The organism is Dermacoccus sp. UBA1591 (genome assembly GCF_002322065.1).
Taxonomy (GTDB): Bacteria; Actinomycetota; Actinomycetes; order Actinomycetales; family Dermatophilaceae; genus Dermacoccus; species Dermacoccus nishinomiyaensis.
In genome coordinates this window covers 1-21,266 of sequence record NZ_DCNR01000121.1, presented here as the reverse complement: position 1 = coordinate 21,266, position 21,266 = coordinate 1, and the positions used below count along the sequence as shown (strand labels likewise).

The 21,266-nt window shown below is 66.7% G+C and carries 17 protein-coding genes and 1 pseudogene; 8 read left to right on the top strand and 10 right to left on the bottom strand.

What is annotated here, in order from left to right:
• Window positions 1-2,187 carry a glycosyltransferase gene (locus B2284_RS13930; protein ID WP_286697662.1) on the top strand — a complete coding sequence of 729 codons (2,187 nt, stop codon included), beginning with the start codon at window positions 1-3 and terminating at the stop codon, window positions 2,185-2,187.
• Between the two features lie 83 nt (window positions 2,188-2,270).
• On the opposite strand, the gene B2284_RS13925 is transcribed toward B2284_RS13930, so the two are convergent.
• From B2284_RS13925 to B2284_RS13900, 7 genes and pseudogenes are all read right to left on the bottom strand, one after another.
• Window positions 2,271-3,212, bottom strand: coding sequence for a glycosyltransferase (locus B2284_RS13925; protein ID WP_286697661.1), 942 nt, complete (start codon window positions 3,210-3,212; stop codon window positions 2,271-2,273).
• A 319-nt stretch (window positions 3,213-3,531) separates the two neighbouring features.
• The gene (locus tag B2284_RS13920; protein ID WP_081873710.1) at window positions 3,532-4,467 is read right to left on the bottom strand and encodes a glycosyltransferase family 2 protein; all 936 of its coding nucleotides are present in this window, start codon (window positions 4,465-4,467) and stop codon (window positions 3,532-3,534) included.
• A complete protein-coding gene (locus B2284_RS13915; RefSeq protein ID WP_349676103.1) occupies window positions 4,464-5,504 on the bottom strand; it encodes a glycosyltransferase family 4 protein in 1,041 nt (346 codons plus the stop codon). Before B2284_RS13915 ends, B2284_RS13920 begins: the two co-directional genes overlap by 4 nt.
• A complete protein-coding gene (locus tag B2284_RS13910) occupies window positions 5,492-6,961 on the bottom strand; it encodes a glycosyltransferase (RefSeq protein ID WP_286697659.1) in 1,470 nt (489 codons plus the stop codon). Before B2284_RS13910 ends, B2284_RS13915 begins: the two co-directional genes overlap by 13 nt.
• Window positions 6,962-7,006: 45 nt before the next feature.
• Window positions 7,007-7,462: pseudogene (locus B2284_RS14540) on the bottom strand (glycosyltransferase family 4 protein); the annotation flags it as partial.
• A 53-nt stretch (window positions 7,463-7,515) separates the two neighbouring features.
• Window positions 7,516-9,801 carry an N-acetylneuraminate synthase family protein gene (locus B2284_RS13905; RefSeq protein ID WP_286697658.1) on the bottom strand — a complete coding sequence of 762 codons (2,286 nt, stop codon included), beginning with the start codon at window positions 9,799-9,801 and terminating at the stop codon, window positions 7,516-7,518.
• A gap of 191 nt (window positions 9,802-9,992) precedes the next feature.
• Window positions 9,993-10,685 carry an acylneuraminate cytidylyltransferase family protein gene (locus tag B2284_RS13900; protein ID WP_286697657.1) on the bottom strand — a complete coding sequence of 231 codons (693 nt, stop codon included), beginning with the start codon at window positions 10,683-10,685 and terminating at the stop codon, window positions 9,993-9,995.
• 111 nt (window positions 10,686-10,796) lie between these two features.
• On the opposite strand from B2284_RS13900, the gene B2284_RS13895 reads away from it, so the two are divergent.
• Entirely contained in the window at window positions 10,797-11,747 is a 951-nt protein-coding gene (locus B2284_RS13895; protein ID WP_286697656.1) for a glycosyltransferase family 2 protein, read from the top strand.
• On the opposite strand, the gene B2284_RS13890 is transcribed toward B2284_RS13895, so the two are convergent.
• The gene (locus B2284_RS13890; RefSeq protein ID WP_286697655.1) at window positions 11,702-12,748 is read right to left on the bottom strand and encodes a hypothetical protein; all 1,047 of its coding nucleotides are present in this window, start codon (window positions 12,746-12,748) and stop codon (window positions 11,702-11,704) included. The genes B2284_RS13895 and B2284_RS13890 overlap by 46 nt on opposite strands.
• Window positions 12,749-12,838: 90 nt before the next feature.
• Between B2284_RS13890 and B2284_RS13885 the strand changes: the two genes are divergently transcribed.
• The gene (locus B2284_RS13885) at window positions 12,839-13,879 is read left to right on the top strand and encodes a hypothetical protein (protein ID WP_286697654.1); all 1,041 of its coding nucleotides are present in this window, start codon (window positions 12,839-12,841) and stop codon (window positions 13,877-13,879) included.
• Between the two features lie 2 nt (window positions 13,880-13,881).
• Window positions 13,882-15,069 carry a glycosyltransferase gene (locus tag B2284_RS13880; RefSeq protein WP_286697653.1) on the top strand — a complete coding sequence of 396 codons (1,188 nt, stop codon included), beginning with the start codon at window positions 13,882-13,884 and terminating at the stop codon, window positions 15,067-15,069.
• A 6-nt stretch (window positions 15,070-15,075) separates the two neighbouring features.
• Here B2284_RS13880 and B2284_RS13875 read toward each other — a convergent pair whose 3' ends face one another.
• Window positions 15,076-16,752: a tyrosine-protein kinase domain-containing protein gene (locus B2284_RS13875; RefSeq protein WP_006944462.1), complete on the bottom strand. Its 1,677-nt coding sequence runs from the start codon at window positions 16,750-16,752 to the stop codon at window positions 15,076-15,078.
• Between the two features lie 146 nt (window positions 16,753-16,898).
• Entirely contained in the window at window positions 16,899-17,702 is an 804-nt protein-coding gene (locus tag B2284_RS13870; RefSeq protein ID WP_286697652.1) for a DeoR/GlpR family DNA-binding transcription regulator, read from the bottom strand.
• A 245-nt stretch (window positions 17,703-17,947) separates the two neighbouring features.
• Here B2284_RS13870 and trpS point away from each other — a divergent pair, with 245 nt between their 5' ends.
• The 4 genes from trpS to B2284_RS13850 all read left to right on the top strand — a co-directional run.
• Complete coding sequence (gene trpS, locus B2284_RS13865; RefSeq protein ID WP_286697651.1) at window positions 17,948-18,991, top strand: tryptophan--tRNA ligase; 1,044 nt, start codon at window positions 17,948-17,950, stop codon at window positions 18,989-18,991.
• A gap of 12 nt (window positions 18,992-19,003) precedes the next feature.
• The gene (locus tag B2284_RS13860; RefSeq protein ID WP_259878002.1) at window positions 19,004-19,540 is read left to right on the top strand and encodes a 2'-5' RNA ligase family protein; all 537 of its coding nucleotides are present in this window, start codon (window positions 19,004-19,006) and stop codon (window positions 19,538-19,540) included.
• 124 nt (window positions 19,541-19,664) lie between these two features.
• A complete protein-coding gene (locus B2284_RS13855) occupies window positions 19,665-20,378 on the top strand; it encodes a succinate dehydrogenase cytochrome b subunit (protein ID WP_311200764.1) in 714 nt (237 codons plus the stop codon).
• 169 nt (window positions 20,379-20,547) lie between these two features.
• The coding region (locus tag B2284_RS13850) for an FAD-binding protein (RefSeq protein ID WP_286697667.1) at window positions 20,548-21,266 on the top strand (719 nt) is incomplete at its 3' end.

The following is a 21,266-nucleotide window of genomic DNA, read 5'->3' as shown; positions in this document are numbered from 1 at the left end:
ATGGCTGACAACCTCGGAGTCACGGTCGTCGTCGTGTGCTATAATCACGAGCGGTTCGTAGAAGAATTGCTCGATTCGATCCTCGTCCAGACGCGTGCGCCGGAGCGCGTGCTCATCATCGACGATGCATCCGGCGACAGTTCTGTGGCGCGGATTGTATCCTGGCTCTCCCGCCATCCAGAGGCCGGATATGAGCTTGTCGTGCACCCTCAGAACATGGGGTTGTGCCGTGGTCTGAATGAAGCGCTGGAGACGATCACCACACCGTTCTACACGTACGTCTCGGCAGATGATCGGATGATTCCTGAACGGTTGGAGTCGCTCATAGATCGCTGGGTGGGGGATGGGCACCGTGCCGTTGCTGTCTATTCGAACGCCCGGCGGATCGACGAGGAAGGCCAGGTGCTGCAGCCGGACTACCGCACGCTGCACGAGTGGCCCTCGGGCCCAGGGGCACTCGAAGGCAACATCCACACGCGTCTGCTGCATCAGTGCTGGTTACCCGCAGCCTCGGTCCTGGTAGCGACCGAGGCCGTTCGGACCGTAGGGGGATACGACGAGCGATGGTTCTTCGAGGACTATGACCTGTGGCTACGTCTTGCGGCTCATGGGCGCATCATCTGTGTCGATGAACCGCTCGTGGATTTCCGTGAGGTATCGACGTCGCTCGGGACCACTCGTTTCCGAGACGATGACGCGGGGTTTCTCGCCGCTCGCGTCGGGATACTGCTCAAACAGGTGGGGGTCTCGGATGAGGGGGATGCCTATATTCGGACCGCCATGCCGCCCCTGGCCATCCGGCTGTGGCGAACAGGGGAATACCGTGACCTGGTTGTCGAGGCGCTGCGCGCTGCCACGCAAGAGCGTCCTGCGCTTGGCCTAGGCGTTCGTCTCGCTCTCGCCCGCGTAGGAGTAACGCGTGAGCCAGGGGCGGTTCGCGCCTTGGCCCGTTTGGTCCGTGAGACCCGAGACAGGTGCCGGCGACTCGTCCAGACCCCGCTCTCTGCCGTGATCTCACGAGGTCATGCACCCGCTATGCAGCGCCGTGTCGCGGCCGCTCACGGCGTGCGACGGGTGGCTGTGCTGGCGATCGGAGATCCTCGTGACCCAGGATTGTGGTCGGGCACGCCCAGCAACCTCGTGCAGGGGCTTGAAGAGGCCGGCGTCGATGTGATCACCGTGGACTGCTCCCCGGTCGGCTGGCGCTTCGTCAGACGGGCGGTACAGCTGGCCTGGGGGGTTCCTGGACTCGCGAAGCGGGGGAGGCGAACAGCCATGCGGCGTGCCCTGGCCGGATCCACGCAGTCGATGACGCATCTGCGGCTCGTCAGCTGGACGGCGGCGCGGCGTCTACGGACCGTAGGCCCAGTCGACGGCGTCCTGCAGATGGGCACCGGTTACAGCGTCCGACACCCCCGCACGGCCTCCTACGAAGACATGACCATTCCACAGGCGCTCCAGTGGCCGTCCCGTTTCTGGGGGACCGTTCCCCAGCGCACGACAGTCGCGCGCAGCCGTCATCAGGTTGAATCGTACGCGGCGAATCATGCCGCACTGTTCTCGACGGGGTGGGCGGCCGATTCTGCAGTGAACGACTGTCATTGCCCTTCCGAGAAGGCTCGCGCGGTGGGTATCAGCGCCAATTTCGAGGTCGAGCCGTCGCACCACAAACAATGGTCTCCCCCGAGATTCCTCTTTCCGGCCAGGGAGTGGATCGGAAAGGGAGGTCCTCAGGTGGCGAAGGCTTTCTCGGACGTCCGTCGAGAGTTTCCCGAGGCAGAGTTGCACCTGGTAGGTCAGCATCCGCAGGTCGAGTTTCCAGGGGTGATCTGCCACGGCTGGAAGGACCTTCGGGATCCAGGCGACCGCGCCGACATGGAGGACTTGTGGCGCCGCGCCACCTGTTGTATCGCACTGGCTGACTGTGAACCAGCAGGCATCATCTTCGTCGAAGCCATGCAGGCAGGGGTTCCCAGCATCGGCCCTGCCGTGGGAGGGCCCGGATGGCTTCTGGGAGACACGGGCATCACGGTTGACCGTGACGACCATGCGGCGCTGGTGGCCGCGATGAAGACAGCAGCAGACCCCGAATCGGCTCGTGAGCGGAGTGGTGCGGCCAGGCATAGGGCGAGTGAATTCACACGCGCGGCTGTTGCTCGTCGGATCATGGCAGCGATCGATGAATGACCTCCCGGGGTGGGAAATTTGCTTGTCGACGACGCTGTGAGGCTGACGCCCATCAAGGACCGGAAACTGTGACACCGCCCCGCTCAGGCTTCGCGACGGGGCGAGGGAACACCGGGGGACGCGCACGGGTGCGTTGATTCGGGACGGGCCTGCGCCGTGGAGGACTCTTCAGAGGGGGCTGGTGGGTCCATGGGAAATAGGGTGTCGAATAGTGCGAGCCAGCGTGCTGCGATGGTCGACGCATCGTACGACCGGGAGCGAGTCAGCGCGCGGTCAGCCCGGCGAGCCCGTTCTTCATCGTTGGTCATGGCGGCTCTGAGCGCCTCGACGTAGGCAGTTTCGTCGCTGGCAGGAACGAGGTACCCAGCCCCGTCCTCCAGCTGCGACCGCACACCCTCAGAGCAATCGAACGCGATCGAAGGGATCCCTGAGCACGCCGCCTCCAAGATCGTCATGCCGAAGCCTTCGAGGCTTGACGTCAGGAGATTCAACGACGCGTCTGACAGCGCGGTGGCTGAATCGTCGACGACACCGGCCAACTCGATCCGCGTATGCATGCCAGAGTGCTCGATCTCGTCGGCAACCTGGGGGCGCTCGACCCCGTCGCCGTAGATGGCCAACGACCACCCATCCGCCTCGGGCACGGTGATCGCCGCGGCGAAGAGACGCACCATGAGAGGGATCTGCTTCTCGTGCGAGAAGCGTGCCAATGCCACCGCTCTCTTCGTCGATTGCGTGGAGAGAGTGCGGCCCTCTGGTGCCGGGTTGGGGATTGCGACGCACGGCACGTCGAGCAGCGAGCCGAAGAAGGCCGCGTCCTCATCGGAGAGCGCGACGAAGGCATCACAGTCAGCGAAGTGTTTCGGAAGAGCCTCCCGGAGCCACGGTTCGTCCTCAAGACTCGCGAACGACGAATGGTGCTGCCCGACGAACAGTGGGCCGGTCGGGGACCGCTGAAAACCGGACTCATCGACCATCATCTTGCCGAGGACGTGGGTGAAGATGACAACGCTGTTGGCGGGCAACGTGGCCATGGTGCGTCGCAGAGCAGAGAGCTGGCGCCACCGGTCCCATCGCTTGAACAGGGCAAGAGGGGCAGCGCGCCAAGGGGGACGCCCCTCCGAAACTGGCCGTCGGTGCAGTTCCTCGCGTACGAAAATCGTGTCAGTCTCATCCGCAGCAGGAGAGAAGCTGTCACCGCCGAGCGGGTGGCCCGGGTACACCGATAGGACGCGAACGCTGAGCCCATGATTTCTGAAGGCCGCAGCGAGATTGCGCACGAAGGTCGACCCCCCGCTGACCTCGGGATGGCGGGGGACGACGAAGCAAATGTGTGAGACGGAGTTATACGTCATTCTTCGCCCCGTGCGGGCGGGAGTAGCCTGCTACAGCTGACGCCTCTACGAGTAGTGCGACTAGTTTCGACCCCACCTGGGATGGCAGCCTAGGCAGAACGAAATCAATGGCATGGCCCGTGGATCTGGCGCTTGAGTAGGTCGTGCATAGTGCGACCAGGTTCGTTGCGATGTTCCAAGGAGACGTGTTCTTCGGGCGCGGTGGGCCAGAGTGGGGAACCTCGCCTGAGTGAATTGAGTCAAAGAGGAAGCGAGCTTGTCCCGATAGGAAGGCGCGGCGCGCGCGAGAGCTTGTCGAGACAGCAGCCGCGTAGTGCGCTGTTTCGAGTGAAGGCTCGAGGACAACCGGGTATCCGGCTTCTACGATGCGGAATCCGTAGTCAACGTCTTCCCATCCGTAGGCGCGGAAGCGTGGATCGTACGGCCCGACTTCGCGCCATGTGTGGCGTGTCATGGAGCAGTTTCCCGCCCAATAGCGCCAACGCTGTTCGGCCGGGGTGGCGTAGGCTTCACGACGAAATCGCTCGTCGGCATCATGACCATACACTTCTGCATAGGGGGTGTCGTCTAGAATATTCTTGTACAAGCCCACCACCCCGCATGGCTCGCCTTGGTGCGCCGCAATATGCTTCTCGACAAAGTCTGGCGCCGGTTCGAGGTCATCGTCACAACGAATGAGCACGTCCCCGAGGGATGCGTCGAAGCCGGCGTTGAGGGCAGCAACTCGCCCCCGGTTTTTCGGGAAGACGATGGTCCGCACCGGTAAGTAATGGTACTGCGCCACGACAGAGGCCGAATCGTCGATATCCCCGTCGATAACAACGACAGCCTCCCAATCGGCGTAACTCTGCTTGCTGAGGGCCTCGAGGAGTACGGGCAGGCGCCTTGCGCCTCCGCGCGACGGAATGACGAGAGTTGCTTTCATGAGGTTGGGGTGTCCTTGATGAGGTCGTCGAGCAGAGACTTGAGCCGGTAGGCGCCCGTCCAAGGGGAATAGTGGCCTGCCCATCGCCTGTATGAGTGATTCACGACATCCGCAGCGGGTTCGCTCAGAGCGTCTTCGATGACGGCGGCGAGGGAGGCGGCATCGCCGCGGGCTGCGACAAACGGATAGCCCGGCCCCGCAACCTCCGGCAGCGCCCCGGCATCGCTCACGACGAACGGGCAGCGCGCGGCCATGGCTTCGGCCGCAACGAGCCCGAAGGGCTCGTCCCAGACCGAGGGGAAGACGGCCAGATCAACAGAGTCGAAGAACTCGGCGCGGTCCATCCACCCCTTTCGGACGGCCGTCGCGCCCAGCGTGGCGATGGCCGCGTCGACGCGTGTCGCGTCGGCTTCACTCACGAACCGCGATTCGCCCGCCAGCAGGAGCGTCGGGTTGAGATCTCGCTCGCGAAGCGTCGCGACTGCCTCGCAGAGGATCGGCACGCCTTTGTCGCTCGAGAGGCGCCCGAGGTAACCGATGACCGGGGACTGCGGATCTCGTTGGATTGAACCGTCCTTGGTGCCGGACGGTTCCTCCACCCAATTCTCCAACACCCGGGTGCGAGGAATCCTTCGGGCCATGAACTCCGAGGGGACCAGAGTCGCCATGGACCCGGTTCGGGCGATCGACATCAGGATGTGTTGGACTCCGTGGGGCTCCTGGTGAAGATGGACGATGCGGCGTCTGTGACCGGCCGTGGCCACGGCGGGCCGCAGCCCGTTGCACCACAGGATGCCATTGCGCTCACGGGCATCCCACCGTCGGAGATGACGCAGGTACCCGGCTGTCGAGTCCCCGGGGAGGGCTACGGTGCTGAATCCCAGAGCAGCGGCCTCACGGGCGACCTCACCAGGCTGCTCTGGCGCGATGACCGTGGCCTCGTGACCCAGGCTTCGGGCCGCCTGGGCGATCGCGAAAAGCATGACCTCCCCACCGCCGACTGATCCTTGGTTGGCGCAGAGATTCAGATGGGGCATGGTTCCTCCGGCGGCCGGTACCACGGACCGCGAACAGCGATCTGCCCGGCCAGATTGCCGGTGATCCACCCTGTGCGGCCCGCAAGAGCGAAGCGCTCTTCGGCACTGAGTCCACGCGCCTTGGCCCAGGACAACGGAAGCTTCGCCGTCTCCGTGACAGCCCAACGGAACGACATACCGCGTACCGGGCGGCCCAGCAGCTGACTGCGGCGCCACAGACCCAGTTGGGCGCGGCTGTAGCGATACCCCTGCGTCATCGCGTCATAGGTGCCGGCGCGAAGCCGGTAGTGAACCGTGGCACCGGGGTCCACGACGATCGTGCGGCCCGACTCCAACAGCCGCCAGGAGAAATCGACGTCTTCGCTGCCGCCCAGCATGGCCTCGTTCATGCCACCAACCTCCAGGTACGTGCTCCGGCGGATTCCGATGTTGGAGCCGAAGACGAACACCTCGTAGCCCAGATAGGAGAACGGCCCTTGCTCGTACGGGTGCGGCACCTGGTCGAGTCCATCGGCGACCGCCTTGGCGCGGCAGACGAACTCCGAATTGATGACGTCGAGACGCATCATGCCGGTGGCGAGGACGTCGGTCTGAGACACCACCCGATGCAGCGTCGCCACCCACCGCTCGCCCACGACGTCGTCCGCATCGGACATCGCGATGACTTCCGCGCGGGCCGCTGTCACTCCGACGTTCCGAGCGTGGCACTGGCCCTGAACGTCATTGGCCGGCACCACGCGGATGTCGAGCGCTCCGCGGTAGCGTTCCACGATGCGCGCCAGCCTCGCAGAGCCTTCGTTGTCGGCGACGACGACCTCGAAGGGCGGCGCGTCCACCTGCGCGACGAGGGCGTCGAGCTGCTCGCCGAGCGTGGCGTGATTCTTGTAGTACGCGGTGACGACGCTCACCGCCGGCTTGGCAGCGCGCACCGGCGTGGCCAGCTCACGGCCGAGATCAGCGGGGGCGAGTCCTAGTTCTGCATACACGTCGAGGACGGCGTCGACCATCTCGCTCACGGTCGGGATGTCATCGGGTAGGTGCGGGCGCTTCGACACGTCGAGACCCTGCTCGATCACAGCATCCGCCATGGCCGACTCGTCGCTCAAGGGTGCGAGGCATCGAGGTGGCAGGATCTCTGGGTTGCCCCCGATGTCGCTGGCCACCACACCGAGACCGGAGTTCACCGCGTCAAGCAGGGTGTACGAGAGATTGTCGGCCCTCGACGGCTGGACGAGAACGTCGTGCGACGCGAGCGCTTCGCGAGCATCGACGAACCCAGCGAAATTGGCGGCGTCGTCGACTCCGAGCTCACGCGCCACGGCACGTAGCCGATCGGCCTCAGGGCCCGTGCCCGCGATCGTCAGCGTGGCCCCTGGCTGCTGGGCGCGCACCTGACGGAAGATGCGCAGCGTTGCATCGATGTTCTTCTCAGCATCGAGTCGGGCCAGGGAGAGCAACCGCAACCCGGGGGAGCGAGGAGGCGCCGTCGTCCGATCCACACCGTTCTTGATGACGGTGATCGGCGCGCCCGGACGCCAGTACCTCTCCATGTCGCGCTTCGTGGACTCACTGACGGCGATGAGCCGCGCGACGCGACGCGTCCGGGCGTGGTGCGCGGACTGCCGCGACCACGCCTTCGCCTTGCTCGAGTGGAAGACTCTCGGGTCCTCGGGGATGTGATGTTCGGTGGAGACGAGGGTGACAGGAAGACCGACAGCCGCCATCGTGGCGAGGAAGTCCGCTTTCGCGAGGTGCGAGTGCACGATGTGCGGGTCCAACCGCTTGATGATTCCGCGCAGATCCGCCACAGCCCTGTGGACGGGTTGGTCGACATCGAGGGTGTGAACGGGGATGTCGAGGCCACGGAGCTCATCCAGCAGGGGGCCTTCGGGTGCCGCGACGACGAGTCGCCATCCGGGCAGACCGTGGCGCGCGACATCCAGGATGTGTCGCGCCACGCCTGCAAGATTGGAGACGGGGGAGACCCACAGGGCGACGGGGGCAGGGGTGTTCACAGCCAGGCCTCCAACCGATCCAGGGCGGTCCAGAAGCCCTCGCCATTGTTGACGTGGCCCTGCCAGATCTCCGGGATGAACGGGACGCCGGGGGCGAGACGGTCCAACTGCGCTGCCGTGGCGGGCCAGTCGATCTCGCCGTCGCCGATCTGCGGGCCCTCGCCGTCGACACCCTCGGCGTCGACGACGTGCAGGTGATCGCTGAGCGGCGCGAGCTTCTCGACGTACTCGCTGAACGGCTTCTTCGTGAAGTTCGCCGCGAGCTTCGAGTGCGACAGGTCGAACGTCAGGCGGCGGCCGAACTGCTCGCAGAACCACACCGTGTCGTCGACGTCCATGAACAGGTTGTGGTGCTGCTGGCCGCCCATGAGCCACGGGTACGGCGGCAGGGTCTGCGCGGTCAGGCGCACGTCGGTGTCGTCGACGCGTTCGAGAGCCTTTGCGATGCGCTCGTACTTGACGGTGCGCTGTGCGGGCGTGTCGAAGGCGTCCATCGTGAAGCCGCCCATCGTGCAGATGACGATCGGGGGTTCGCCGTTGCCGTCGAACCAGCGACCGAGATCGCGCGTGATCTCGACGACCTTCTGCACCTCGTGGATCGAACGCTCCCACGTCGCCTCGTCGTCGCTCGCGAGGTTGATGATGAAGTCACCGGCGTACAGGTCGGGGCAGTGGACGGTGTGGAACATGCCGTCGAACTTCTTGCTGCCGAACGCTGCGTCGATCTGCTCCATCGACATCTCCACGTCCTTGTAGGACAGGTGGAACTCGAGGAAGTCGGGGTTGGTCAGCGTCTCGCCGGCGCCGAGCAGCTTGCGCGCGTCGTGGTAGCGCACCGGCAGACCCCACGGGCGGTTGAACTCGTACGCGCGCCCGTGCGCCACGGCGTCCGTCAGGTCGGTGGCGTAGAAGAAATCGCCCGACTCGATGGTGCGACGCATCGTGCGCCCGACGAGCGCCCCGAGCCGGTTCGGCTGCAGCCCCCGGCCCGGCGACTTGATCGCCACGTCCGCGCGCGTCAGCTTCTCGCCGACCGCGATGTCACGCGTCGCGACGAGCGATTTCGCGAGGTTGGCGCGGTTCATCAACTCGCCGGTGGAGACGGCGCGCGACTCGCCGTTGCCGAGCGCCGACTCGACCTCGCGGATCTTCGTCACCATCTCGGCGAACTCCTCGGGCAGCAGCGAGACCTGGTGGTCGTTGCCCTCGAGGGTCTTGTCGATCGTGAAGTGCTTCTCGACGACGTGCGCCCCACGCGCCACCGCGGCGATCGGCACGTGATGGCCGCGTTCGTGCCCCGAGTAGCCGACCGGGCACTGACCGATCTCGGCGAGCCGATCCATGTACCGAAGATTGATGTCCTTGAACGGCGCCGGATACGTCGACTGCACCTGCAGCAGCACGAACTCGGCGCCCGCCTGCCGCATCACCTCGACACTCGCGACGATCTCGTCCTCCGTCGACATGCCCGTCGAGACGAGCATCGGCAGGTGCTCGGCCGCGCAGGCGCGCAGGAGGTCGTGGTTCGTCATGTCGGCGCTCGCGATCTTGAGCGCGGGCACCCCGTAGTCGGCGAGGACCCTGAGCGACGCTTCGTCCCACGGCGTGCAGAACGCGTCGATGTCGACGCTCTTGCAGTAGTCGAGGATCTCGATCATCTGCTCGTTCGTGAAGGAGTACTTGGCGAGCAGGTTCATCGTGTACTGCGCGCCGAGATCCTCGCCGGCGCTGGAGGCGAAGTCGCCCTGACGGTACAGGCCCGTCAGATCGCGCAGCTGGAACTTGACGGCGTCCGCACCGGACTTCTTGGCGAGGTCGACGAGCTGCTTCGCGAGCTCCATGTCCCCCTGGTGGTTGTTGCCGATCTCGGCGATGACGAGGCAGCGGTTGCCCTCACCGATCGCGTGGCGCCCAATGCGGATCTCGCTGCCGAGCGCGTTGCGCGCAACCGCACGCACGTGGCCGTGCTCGTCGACGAGTGGGATGACGCGCACGCCGTCGCGGAACGCCTGCGAGATCGTCTGCGTCTCGGTGCCGTGCGCGAGTTTCACCGGCGACGTGTGAGCCGCAGCCATGACGGTGGCGTTCAGGTCGGCGCTCGGGTGCGCCGTCACCCACCGGCGGAAATCGCCGTCGGACAGTGCGCCCTGCAGGATGCCGTGTGCGTCGACGCAGAAGACGATGCCGGTCTTGTTGTCACTGATCTTGTTGAGCGCTGCGAGGATCGTGTCGTCGCTGAACACCACGTAGGGAGCGATCTCCCGGGCGATGGTCGTCGTCATGAAGCTCCTGTGCTCGTTCGGCACCGCGGCCGCTGTGGCGGGCCGTGACAAGAAGATCCGCGGACCCCCGCGCGGATCTGGGCGGACCGTGGCGGCCAGCTCGATGTCTCCCATCATAACCGTGCCGCCTTCGCCCGCCGGGCGTCGCGGGGGTGATCGTCACCGTTCGCGCCCTCAAACGTTGCGCGCTGTCACGTGTCGCGCGAGCTCATCCGTCGCCAGAGGCTCTCGGCCAGCGTGAAGTCGTGCTCCGCGTCGATGTCGATGCCCTCGAGCGGATCCATGACGAACAACTCGATCGAGCCGCCGAGACGATTGTGGTGCCGCTCGTAGATCTCCGTGCGCGTCAGGTAGAGCGATCCCGTCTCGCGATAGCGCAGCTGCTCTGGCCTCAGGTCCTGGCGGCGTGGTCGCGCGTCGACGGGATACAACGCCTCGACGTGCGGCACACGCCGCCACATGAAGATCTCGGCGGGCACGACCCCGACCATCGAGTCGGCACCCGTCACGGCGAACTCGTCGAGACAGCGAGACAGCGTGCCCGGCAGGCGCAGGGGTGAGGTGGCCTGCAGGAACATCACCTGATCCGGTCGACCCGCCTCGGCGGTGATCACCCCGATGGCATGCTCGATGACCGGTTCCGACGCCGTCGCGTCGCCCGCCAGCTCCTCGGGGCGTTCGATGACCTGCGCGCCGGCGCCGCGGGCCACATCGGCGATCTCCTCGTCCTCGGTCGAGACATACGGCGTGAGCCCCCGGGTCGCAAGCACCTGTTCGATCGACCACACGATGAGAGGTTTTCCCTCGAGCAGCTTCAGGTTCTTGCGGGGGATGCCCTTCGACCCGCCGCGTGCGGGGATGATGGCCGGAGTGGGGTTCGCCATGAGCCCAGCCTAGGCGAGAGCACAGCCCGCGCGTCGTGCCTGGCTATCCTGGACCGACGGCCGACGCCGCAGGGCGTCCGAGGCGGGGCGTACTGAGTGGGGTGGGGTCTGATGACGGCGCAGGTCAGTGTGGTGATCGCGTGCTACGACGCGAACGACACGCTGGGGCTTCAGCTCGAGGCCCTCGCCCATCAAGAAGGAGCGCCGGCCTTCGAGGTGCTCGTCGTGGACAACAATTCGCCCGAAGCTCCCGATGCGGTGGTGAGCGGCTGGTCGGACGTGCTCGACATCCGTGTGGTGCGCGCGAGCGAACACCAGGGTGTGGCCTACGCCCGCAACGTCGGAGTGAGTCGCTCGGCCGCCGACCGCATCATCTTCTGTGATGCGGACGACTGCGCGGGGCCCCGATTCGTCCAGGCCGCCGCGAGTGCGCTGGAGGCGGCGCCCTTCGTCACCGGGGGAGTGCACACCGTGAATGGGAGATCCTTTATCTCGGGCCGCCCAGCCGTATGGAAAGAGCTGTCGCGCCTCAGCGCGACGCCCGGACCGCGGGACGTCGTCCGTGACGCCTACCCGGTCTTCATGGGAGGAGCCTCCGCCGTCGAACGCGCGGCGTTCATGGAGGTCGGCGGCTTCGACCAGGGGTATGTGCCGGGCGCGGAGGACAACGATCTCGGGCTGCGTGTTCTGGCCCAGGGTTTCACGCTCCTGCGGGTGCCGGACATGACCTTGGCGGAGCGGCCCCGCGCCAACGCCACCGGGGCCTTCCGACGCTCCTTCGACGGGGGGCGGATGCACATGCGGCTGTGCGCAGGACACGACCTGTGGTCGGTCTCTCCTCACCTGCACGACCCCGAGTGGTGGAGAGATCTCCTGCGGTTGCCCGGAGCACTCGTCACGACCGCGATCCGCGACCGCTCCGCGTCCGGACGCCGGGGGCTCGCGAGCCGCGCCGGGCTTCGTCTCGGCCAGTTCGTCGGTTTCGTCGAGTACCGAATCGTCGGCCGTCCCGTCGGTCAGGACCGAGGACTCGGGCTGTCGGACGCGCCGACGAGCCAGTAGATCTCCTCGGTCGGAAGCTCGTTCGGGTCCAGCAGGCGACCGTCTGTGTCGAGGACGGGGAGCTGAGAGACATAGCACGCCAGGCGCTCGTGCTTGCGGAACACGTCGACGGGCATCACCACCCGGTCCGCCTCGAAGCCGCGGCCGTGTCGCAGCCGCGCCATCTCGTCATCACCACGGGCATGCCAGAGATAGGGGAAGTCCTCGTAGAACGCGATGCGTACCCCGGGATGGCGGACTGCGACGTCGAGCGCGAGATCACGCAGGACGACATGGTCGGGGTTGGCGGCCAGCCCGCCATCCATCGCCTTCGCCCGCCGGTGGAGATACTCCGCGTGCAGGACGCGTTGCACACCGCTGCGCAGGATCCGCCTCCCGCCGGCGCCCAGGCGGGCGACCGCATGGGAGGCGCCCGCGACGGCGGCGGGTTGCGCGTCGCGGGGCGGGGGATTGACGCCGGTCGAGTCGCCCAGGTCCTCGTGGACGCCCTCATGCGACGCTGTGGCAAGGGGCCTCTTTCCCTTGAGCCCGTTCAGCAGGCGGCGACCACGTTCGAGCGTGCTCGTCCATGGGGCGGGCGGCATGTGGCGGCCGGCGCACACCGGCGCGACGACGAGGCCGTGCGGATGCTGATCCATCCACGCCTGCAGGGCCCCCTCGATGTCGACGAGCTCCAGGCGACGCTGTTCGCGGGAGGCGTAGGCGCCTTCGAGGTACCCGAGCCGCCGGTTGCTCGCAGTGACGCCGGCGAATGCGGCGTCATCCTCGATCCGGCGCGCACGCACAGTCGCGTCCGAGTCCGAGAACCCACAACTCAGGTCCCACGACGTCGTCTGTGGCGGGCGCGGCGCACCCGTGAAGACCGTCCACACCTCGCACGGGTGATCGAGCACCACCGACGAGGCGCTGAGCATGGCATCGTCCATGTGCGGCGACAGGACCAGCACGTCGCGTTCCGCGATCAGGGTGGCCAGGGAGTCAGGTGCGGACGAATCGTTCACGTGGCCATCCTCTCGCATCGCCCACGCACGCCATGGGGGTGAGGTACGCCAGAATGGCCCTGATCCGTTCGGACGACGAGGGGGAGCAGGATGACGAAGACCGTGCCGGGTCTGATGCCCGACCTGGCCGCATGGCAGCAGTGGGCTGATCGCCGGCGGCGGGGTGTCGAGGCGGTCCGTCGCGCCAAGGGCCGGTTCCGGCCGGTGGCGGAGCCTCGTGCCTGGCTGTGGCTGCCGCGCAACGCCGCCACCACCCTCGTCGTCATCGACAAGGGGACGCCGAGCTGCCGGGTGGCGATCGTCGAGCCGCTGCGCCACCTGGATCTCGCTCGAACGGCGGTGCTCGCCCCACGCGACCTCGACATCGATCCGCTCGAGGGCCTCGGCGGCGCGTGGGAATCGCGGCCCTATGACGGACCCGCCGATCTGCCGGCCACGATCGGCTCCGTGCTCACACTCGGGGCCTACCTCCACTGGAGCAAGGGTGCCGTGCGCTGGGCGGAAGCACGCGACGTCACCGTGCATCTCGTCCAGCACGGTCTACTCACCCCCTGGTCGCCACCTGCACAGGCCGGAGCGCATGTGCTCGCCTGGTGCGACAGTGACGCCGAATACTGGACGCGCGGACGCCCCGACGTCACGGCCCAGGTCGTCGGATCTCAGATGTTGTGGGCAGCCTCCCACGAAGGTCGGCCACGGATGACGACAGATCGACCCGTCATGCTCGGGCAGCTGCACGGAACGGAGCTGACGCGGCGTGAGACGCTGACGACCTATCTCCACGCGTGCGCCCAGGGCGAGATGCTCTACCGACCGCACCCGAACGAGAAGGACGCCGTCTCGCGGGCCCTCCACGCCTTCATGCGGCGGCGGGGCGTCGAGTTCGCGTCGACCAGCACCGCCCTGACCGAGCTCACGCAGCCCGTCGTCTCCATCTTCTCGACAGGCACGCTCGAAGCCGCGATGCGGGGCCTGCCCGCCTGGGTCTCGGCCACCGATCCACCCCCATGGGTGCGCGACTTCTGGCGCCGATACGGCCTCGCCGAGTGGGGCGGCGAACCGACCCCGCCCTGGCCCACGCTCGACGAAGAACCCGCCGCCACGCTTGCGCGCGTGATCCGAGGAGCCTGACGATGACCGACGCGCCACCGAACGATGCCGTGCCCCAGGAGTCCGCGGCCGGCCCGGGCCCCGCCCAGCCGCATCAGTTGGCGACCCAGGCGAGCCACCCCCGCGTCGCCATCGCACATGACTACCTCACGCAACGCGGAGGGGCCGAACGCGTGGTCCTGGCCATCAGCCGCGCGTTCCCCGACGCGCCGATCCACACGACGCTCTACAACCCGTCGACCACGTTCCCGGAGTTCGCCGACAAGAACATCGTCGTCTCCCCCCTCAACCGAATCGGGGTGCTGCGCCGATACCACCGGCTCGCCCTGCCCCTGCTCCCATGGGCCTCGAACCGCATGACGATCGACGCCGACGTGGTCCTGGCATCGTCGAGCGGGTGGGCTCACGGATTTCCCACGACGGGCCACAAGATCGTCTACTGTCACTCGCCCGCCCGATGGCTCTACGCCGCAGACGAGTATCTCGGCGCGGGCGGCCGCCGCAGCGTCAAGGGCGCGGCTCTCGAGGTGCTCAAGCGACCGTTGCTGGCGTGGGACGTGAAGGCTGCCGCCACGGCGGACGCCTACGTCGCCAACGCCAACGTCATCGCCACACGGATCAAGCGAGCGTACGGCTACGACGTCGCCGTCCTCCCGCCGCCGTTCGGCGTGGACGAGACAGATCGTCGAGCCCCCATCGCCGCCGTTGCGCACTGGGGTCAGACACCGTACTTCCTCGTGGTGTCACGCCTCATGCCGTACAAGAACGTCGACGCCGTCATCGAAGCGATGCGTGGGCGCTCCGAGCGCTTGCTCGTGGTAGGCGCAGGGCCGATGGCTGAGCCTCTGCGGGCGAGCCGCCCCGACAACGTCGAGATCGTCTCCGACATCAGCGACGACGAGCTGCGCTGGGCCTACGCCCATGCTGCAGCCCTCGTCGCGGCGTCCTACGAGGACTTCGGCCTCACACCTCTCGAGGGCAATGCCTTCGGCAAACCCGTCGTCGCGTTGCGCGCCGGGGGGTACCTCGACACCGTCGTAGAGGGAGTCAACGGCGTGTTCATCGAACGGCCCGCTCCCGCCGACATCAACCGAGGAATGGACGCCGTGCGCTCCCAGCCGTGGGACCCGGACGCCATTCGTGCCCATGCCGAAGCGTTCGGCGAGCACAACTTCATCCGGAGGTTGACGGAGCTGGTCGAAGAGCGCTGAGCCGGCTCAGGCGTCGTCGTTCGCGCGGAACCGACGAGCACGGCGGCTCGGAGGCGCACCGTCGGAGTCTGACGTCGCAGGTGTGGCCTGGCGGGGGGCGCGCTCAACGTTCGCAGAGGCGCTCGGCGCCTGCGACGACTCTCCCCGCATCGGGTCGTGCCTCGTCGTGTCGAGAGGGACCCCGGCGTTGCCTCGGTCCACCTGGGGGCCCGCTGCGGGCGTCGATTCGGGTGCGTGAAGAGTGATGTCGGCGAGCTCGTGCGCCGGGGTCAGTGCGGACGCCTCGTCCGACTCGTCCGTGTGTCCGTATCCGTACCCGTAGCCGTATCCATAACCGGCTGTGGCGTAGTTGCCGGCGCCGTAGCCGTAGACCGTGGAACCCATGGATCGCGGCGGGGTCATGTTCAGGATCGAGCCGAAGTAGTGGGCTCCCACCTGATCCAGGATCTTGGTGCACAGAGCGATCTGCTCCTTGTGCGTGGTGCCGTGGTGGTAGACGACGGCCGCACCGCTGGCCGCCACCGACAGCAGACCGGCGTCCGTGACCGGGAGCAGTGGTGGCGCGTCGAGCACCACGAAGTACTCCTCCTCCAGGGCATCAATGACGGCACTCATCCGGCGCGAGCCCAGAAGTTCTGAGGGGTTCGGCGGGATGCGTCCGGACGTGATGATCGACAAGTTCTTGTGGTCGCCGGGCTGGATCGCCTGACGTAGCGAGGCCTGGCCCGTCAACACCTCCGTGAGACCCACGGCGTTGTCCACGTCGAATGTCTCGTGGATCACGGGGCGGCGGAGGTCGGTGTCCACGAGGACGACGTGCTGGCCGGCGGCAGCCAGCACGCGCGCCAGGTTGGACGCGACCGTGGACTTTCCCTCGCTCTGGACGGCCGAGGTGATCACGAGGGATCGGGGTGGCTGCTCAGCCGAGACATACCGCAGATTCGTCCGCAGCATTCGGAAGGCCTCAGACGTGCTGCCGAGCGCCCCCAGGCCTCCCCGACTCTTGGTCTGCAGGTTCTTGGCCTTCGGAATGACTCCCAGGGTGCCCACGCCGGTGACCTTCTCCAGGTCGCTGGTGTGACGAATGCGCGAGTCGAGCTGCTTGCGCAGCACGACCAGGACCGTCCCCGCGACCAGGCCCAGAAAGGCGCCGATGAGAAGGTTGACGGGCCACTTGGGTGACGTCTGCGACGCCGGCAGGCCCGCTCGTGAGAGGGGATAAGCGTCGTACACCGTCGACTTGGCGCCATTGAGGGTCTCGATGTGCTTGATCTCCTGCGAGAGAGCCGCGGGTGCCAGGTTGGCTGCTTGCTGCGCCTTGGCGGCTGAACTCGAGGATGCGGTCAGCGACAGATTCGAGGTGCCCTCAGATCCAGCGCCTGCGAGCACGAAGTCACCAGGCGAGAGGGCCCCCTTGGACAGGGCGACGACGCGGTCGGCGACACCCGATCCTGAGGCCAGCTGGGCGTACGCACCGGAACGCTGGTTGGCCAGTTGCTGGTTGACCATGGCGGCACTCGCATCATTGGAGGCGCCGGCCATGATCTGGGCCGTCGAGGTGGCCTGATACTCGACTGGCCTGGTCAGGGTGTAGCCAGCGGCTACGACGATGCCGAGCAACATGCTGAGCAGCAGCAGTTTGAGGTTCGTCCGAATGATACGAACCAGGTCCAGAATGGTCACGGGTGCTCCTGTCGTCGCCCACGTTGTGCCCCCGTGGCGACGTATCACTGGTGAGAAGGGTCGGGGTCAGTCTAGGACGGCCGTCTGAATGCGGGTGCTTCAAGGCCCGGTTGCGTGTCTCACGTTTGCGCTCGAGGGGGTGGGGGTCACCCGTCGGCCTGATCGCCTGGGGTGTCATCACGCTTGGCCACGATGAGCTGGCCGACCTTGTCGCTCACGAGGCGTCGTGCCTCGACGTCGAGCTGAGCGTCGGTGACGAGCACGTCGACGCGTTCGAGGGGAGCGATGGTCGACAGCCCGACGACGCCCCACTTCGTGTGGTCGGCGACGACGATGACCTTGCGAGCGGCAGCGATGAGAAGACGGTTCGTCTCGGCCTCGAGCAGGTTCGGCGTCGTGAGGCCCGCGTCGAGGTCGATGCCGTGGATCCCGAGGATGAGCGTGTCGACGTGGACGTCGGCCAGCATGCGGTTCGCGACCGGTCCGGCGAGGGCATCGGACGGCGTGCGGACGCCGCCGGTCAGCACGATGTTCTGATCCTCACGCACCGGGTCGTAGAGCAGTTCTGCGACGCGGGGGGAGTTGGTCACGACGGTGAGTCGCTTGACCGGCCGCAACTCTACGGCGACCGCGTACGCGGTCGTGCCGGCGCTCACGGCGATGGTCTGGCCGTGGCCGATGAGGCTGGCGGCCGTGCGTGCGATCTCGGACTTCTGCACGGGGTTCATCGTCGACTTGACCGAGAAACCCGGTTCGTCGATCGGATGGTCGCCGACGGCCGTCGCGCCACCGTGCACCTTGAGGACGAGCCCCTTGCCGGCGAGGAACTCGATGTCGCGACGAATCGTCATGTCGGAGACTCCGAGACGTTCGACGAGGTCGCTGACGCGCACCCCGCCGTCGTCCTCGATGCCGCGCAGGATCGCTTCCTGACGCTGTCGTGCGAGCATCCACCCTCCCGATGGTCCGGGGCGCAGCGCGCCCCGCTCGTGCTCGACCGCGGCTCGGAGCGTTCGGTCGATTCAACAGAAACCAACATAGACGCAAGTGCGAACCTGTGCGTCGATGCCCGCCCCTCAGGCGGGCGTGAGCCCGCGCCGCAGCCGGCCGGCGTCACCCCTCGAGCCGCCGCGGTGGAGGGTACGTCGACGATCCGAACGCGCGCGGACGCGCCGGCGGTGTCAGAATGGGGCACATGTCCGACAACACCTCACCCCTCGTGGCGGGCCAGACCCGCCCGCACATCCTGTCCGGAATGCAGCCGACATCCGACTCGCTGCATCTCGGCAACTATCTCGGTGCGCAGATCAACTGGGTGAGGATGCAGGAAGGTTTCACCCCCTTCTTCTGCGTCGTCGACCTGCACGCGCTGACGGTGAATCCGGACCCGGCGCAGCTGCGGGAACGTTCGTACGCGACGGCGGCGCAATACCTCGCCGGTGGTGTCGATCCGCAGCGCTCGGCCGTCTTCGTGCAGAGCCATGTGCGCGAGCACGCCGAGCTGGCCTGGATCCTCAACTGCATCACCGGGTTCGGCGAGGCGGGGCGCATGACGCAGTTCAAGGACAAGGCCGGCAAACGCGGCAACGACAACACGAGCGTCGGGCTGTTCACCTACCCGATCCTCATGGCCGCGGACATCCTGCTCTATGACGCGCAGTACGTGCCGGTGGGGGAGGACCAGCGTCAGCACCTCGAGCTGACCCGCAACCTCGCGCAGCGCTTCAACTCCCGTTTCGGCGAGACGTTCGTCGTGCCCGAGCCGTACATCCCGGAGGGCACTGCGAAGGTGATGTCGCTGCAGGATCCGACGAAGAAGATGAGCAAGTCGGACGAGAACGCGAACGCCTCGATCAACATGCTCGACGAGACGAAGAAGAACACGAAGAAGATCAAGTCGGCCGTCACCGACCTCGACAACCTCGTCGCGTTCGACGTCGAGAACAAGCCGGGCATCGCGAACCTGCTGCGCATCCACGCGGCGATCTCCGGCGAGTCGATCGAGACCCTCGTCGAACGCTTCGCCGGCGAGAACCGGTACGGCGCGCTCAAGACGGAGGTGGCCGAGGTGGTCGCCTCCGTCCAGGGCCCCTTCCGCGAGCGCTACCTCGAGTTCATGGCCGATCGGGGCGAACTCGATCGCATCCTCGCCGACGGTGCGGCCCGCGCGCGCGAGATCGCCGCGCCGACGCTCGCCCGCGCCTACGACGCCGTCGGCCTGGTGCCGGCGACGCGCTGAGCAGGACGCATCGTGCGCACCGTCGGCGTCAGCATCGCCGTCCCCGAGCCGTACTTCTCGCAGCTGCGCGAGATGCGTCGCGCCGCGGGCGATCCGCAGGCTGACGCGGTGCCGCCGCACGTCACGCTCATGCCGCCGACGGAGGTGGCGGAGGGCTTGATCCCCGAGTTCACCGCTCACCTGCGCGACGTGGCGCGCGACTTCGCCCCCTTCGACATGATCCTGCGCGGCACCGGCACGTTCCGGCCCACCTCCCCGGTCGTCTTCGTGCAGCTCGCGCAGGGCGTCGACTCGTGCGAGCAGCTCGAATCGGCGGTGCGCAGCGGACCCATCGGCCGCGACCTCGAGTTCCGCTACCACCCTCACGTGACGATCGCCCACCACGTCGACGACGGCGCCTTGACGCATGCGTTCGAGGTGAACAAGCACTACGAGGCAGCGTTCACGGTGAGCGAGTTCCACCTCTACTTCCAGGAGGATGACGGCGTGTGGTCGCCCGTCGAGTCGTTCACGCTGCAGGGCCGCGGCTCGGGCGCCGGAGTGTCCTGAACGCGCCTCGAGCGTGAGGCATCTCGCAGCCGGTGGTTAGGTTCCCCTAAGGTCTGTGTGATAAGTCACGATTTGCGCACATTGGGAACACCCGGCCTCCGAGGCGTCGCCCGGACGGCGTAAAGTGCCCTGCGTGGCAACGAATACTCTCCCCGCGAAGCGGACTGGCAAGGCTGGGAGCACCCTCTTCCTGAAGACGCTGATGGCGGGCTCAGGACTCTTCTTTGTGCTCTTCGTTCTTGGGCATATGTACGGAAACCTCAAGCTCCTGTGGGGCGAAGAGACGTTCAACACGTACGCTCATCACCTGCGCACGATCGGCGAGCCCATGCTCCCGCATCGTGGGCTTCTCGACATCATCGAGGTTCTCCTCGTCCTCGCGCTGATTGCGCACGTCTACTCGGCGGTCAAGCTCTGGCAGCGCGCCGGCACGGCGCGCACGCAGCGCTATGCCGTGAAGAAGACGCAGCTCGGCTTCGGTGGGCACGCCAACAAGGCGATGCGTTGGGGCGGGCTGTTCCTGCTCCTGTTCGTCATCTTCCACCTCATCCAGTTCACCCTGCCCAAGGTGAACTTCAACGGTGACGACACGAACAACCCGTACTGGCTCGTCCACGACAGCTTCCGCCTGTGGTGGGTCGCCCTCATCTACATCGCGGCGATGATTGCCCTCGGCATGCACCTCATGCACGGCATCTGGAGCGCGGCGCAGACCCTCGGGTGGACCGGTTCCCCGGCGGCACGCAAGAAGGCCAAGCTCGTGGCGCACCTGACGGCCGCCGTCGTCGTCGTCGGCTTCCTCATCCCGCCGCTCGCCGTCCTCTTCCACCTCATCTGACAGGAGACAAGACACCATGAGTACTCCCATGGGGGAAACGGCGCAAAGCGGCTCCGGCGACACGCCGACCACGACCCAGGAGAAGGGCGGGCGCAACGACGCCCACGCCTTCTTCACCGAGGGCGCGCCGATCAAGGACACCAAGGCTCCCGACGTCGACATCGCGCAGATGTGGACGCAGCACAAGTTCGACGACAAGCTCGTCAACCCCTCGAACCGTCGCAAGCTCGAGGTCATCATCGTCGGCACCGGTCTCGCCGGCGCCTCGGCCGCCGCGACGATGGGTGAGGCCGGGTACAACGTCAAGACGTTCTTCTACCAGGACTCGGCCCGTCGCGCGCACTCGATCGCCGCGCAGGGCGGTATCAACGCCGCGAAGAACTACAACGACGACGGTGACTCCACGTACCGCCTCTTCTACGACACGGTCAAGGGCGGCGACTACCGCAGCCGCGAGACCAACGTCTACCGCCTCGCCGAGGTCAGCACGAACATCATCGACCAGTGCGTCGCCCAGGGTGTTCCGTTCGCGCGCGAGTACGGCGGCTACCTCGACAACCGTTCGTTCGGTGGCGTGCAGGTCGCGCGTACGTTCTACGCGGCGGGTCAGACGGGCCAGCAGCTGCTCATCGGCGCCTACCAGGCCATGGAGCGTCAGGTCGCGAAGGGCACCGTCAAGGAGTACAAGCGCCACGAGATGCTCGAGGTGATCATCAAGGACGGTCGTGCGCGCGGCATCATCACGCGTGACATGGTCACCGGCGCCATCGACACCCACCTCGCCGACGTCGTCGTCCTCGCGACGGGTGGCTACGGCAACGTGTTCTTCCTGTCGACTAACGCGATGGGCTGCAACGTCACCGCGACGTGGCGTGCGCACAAGAAGGG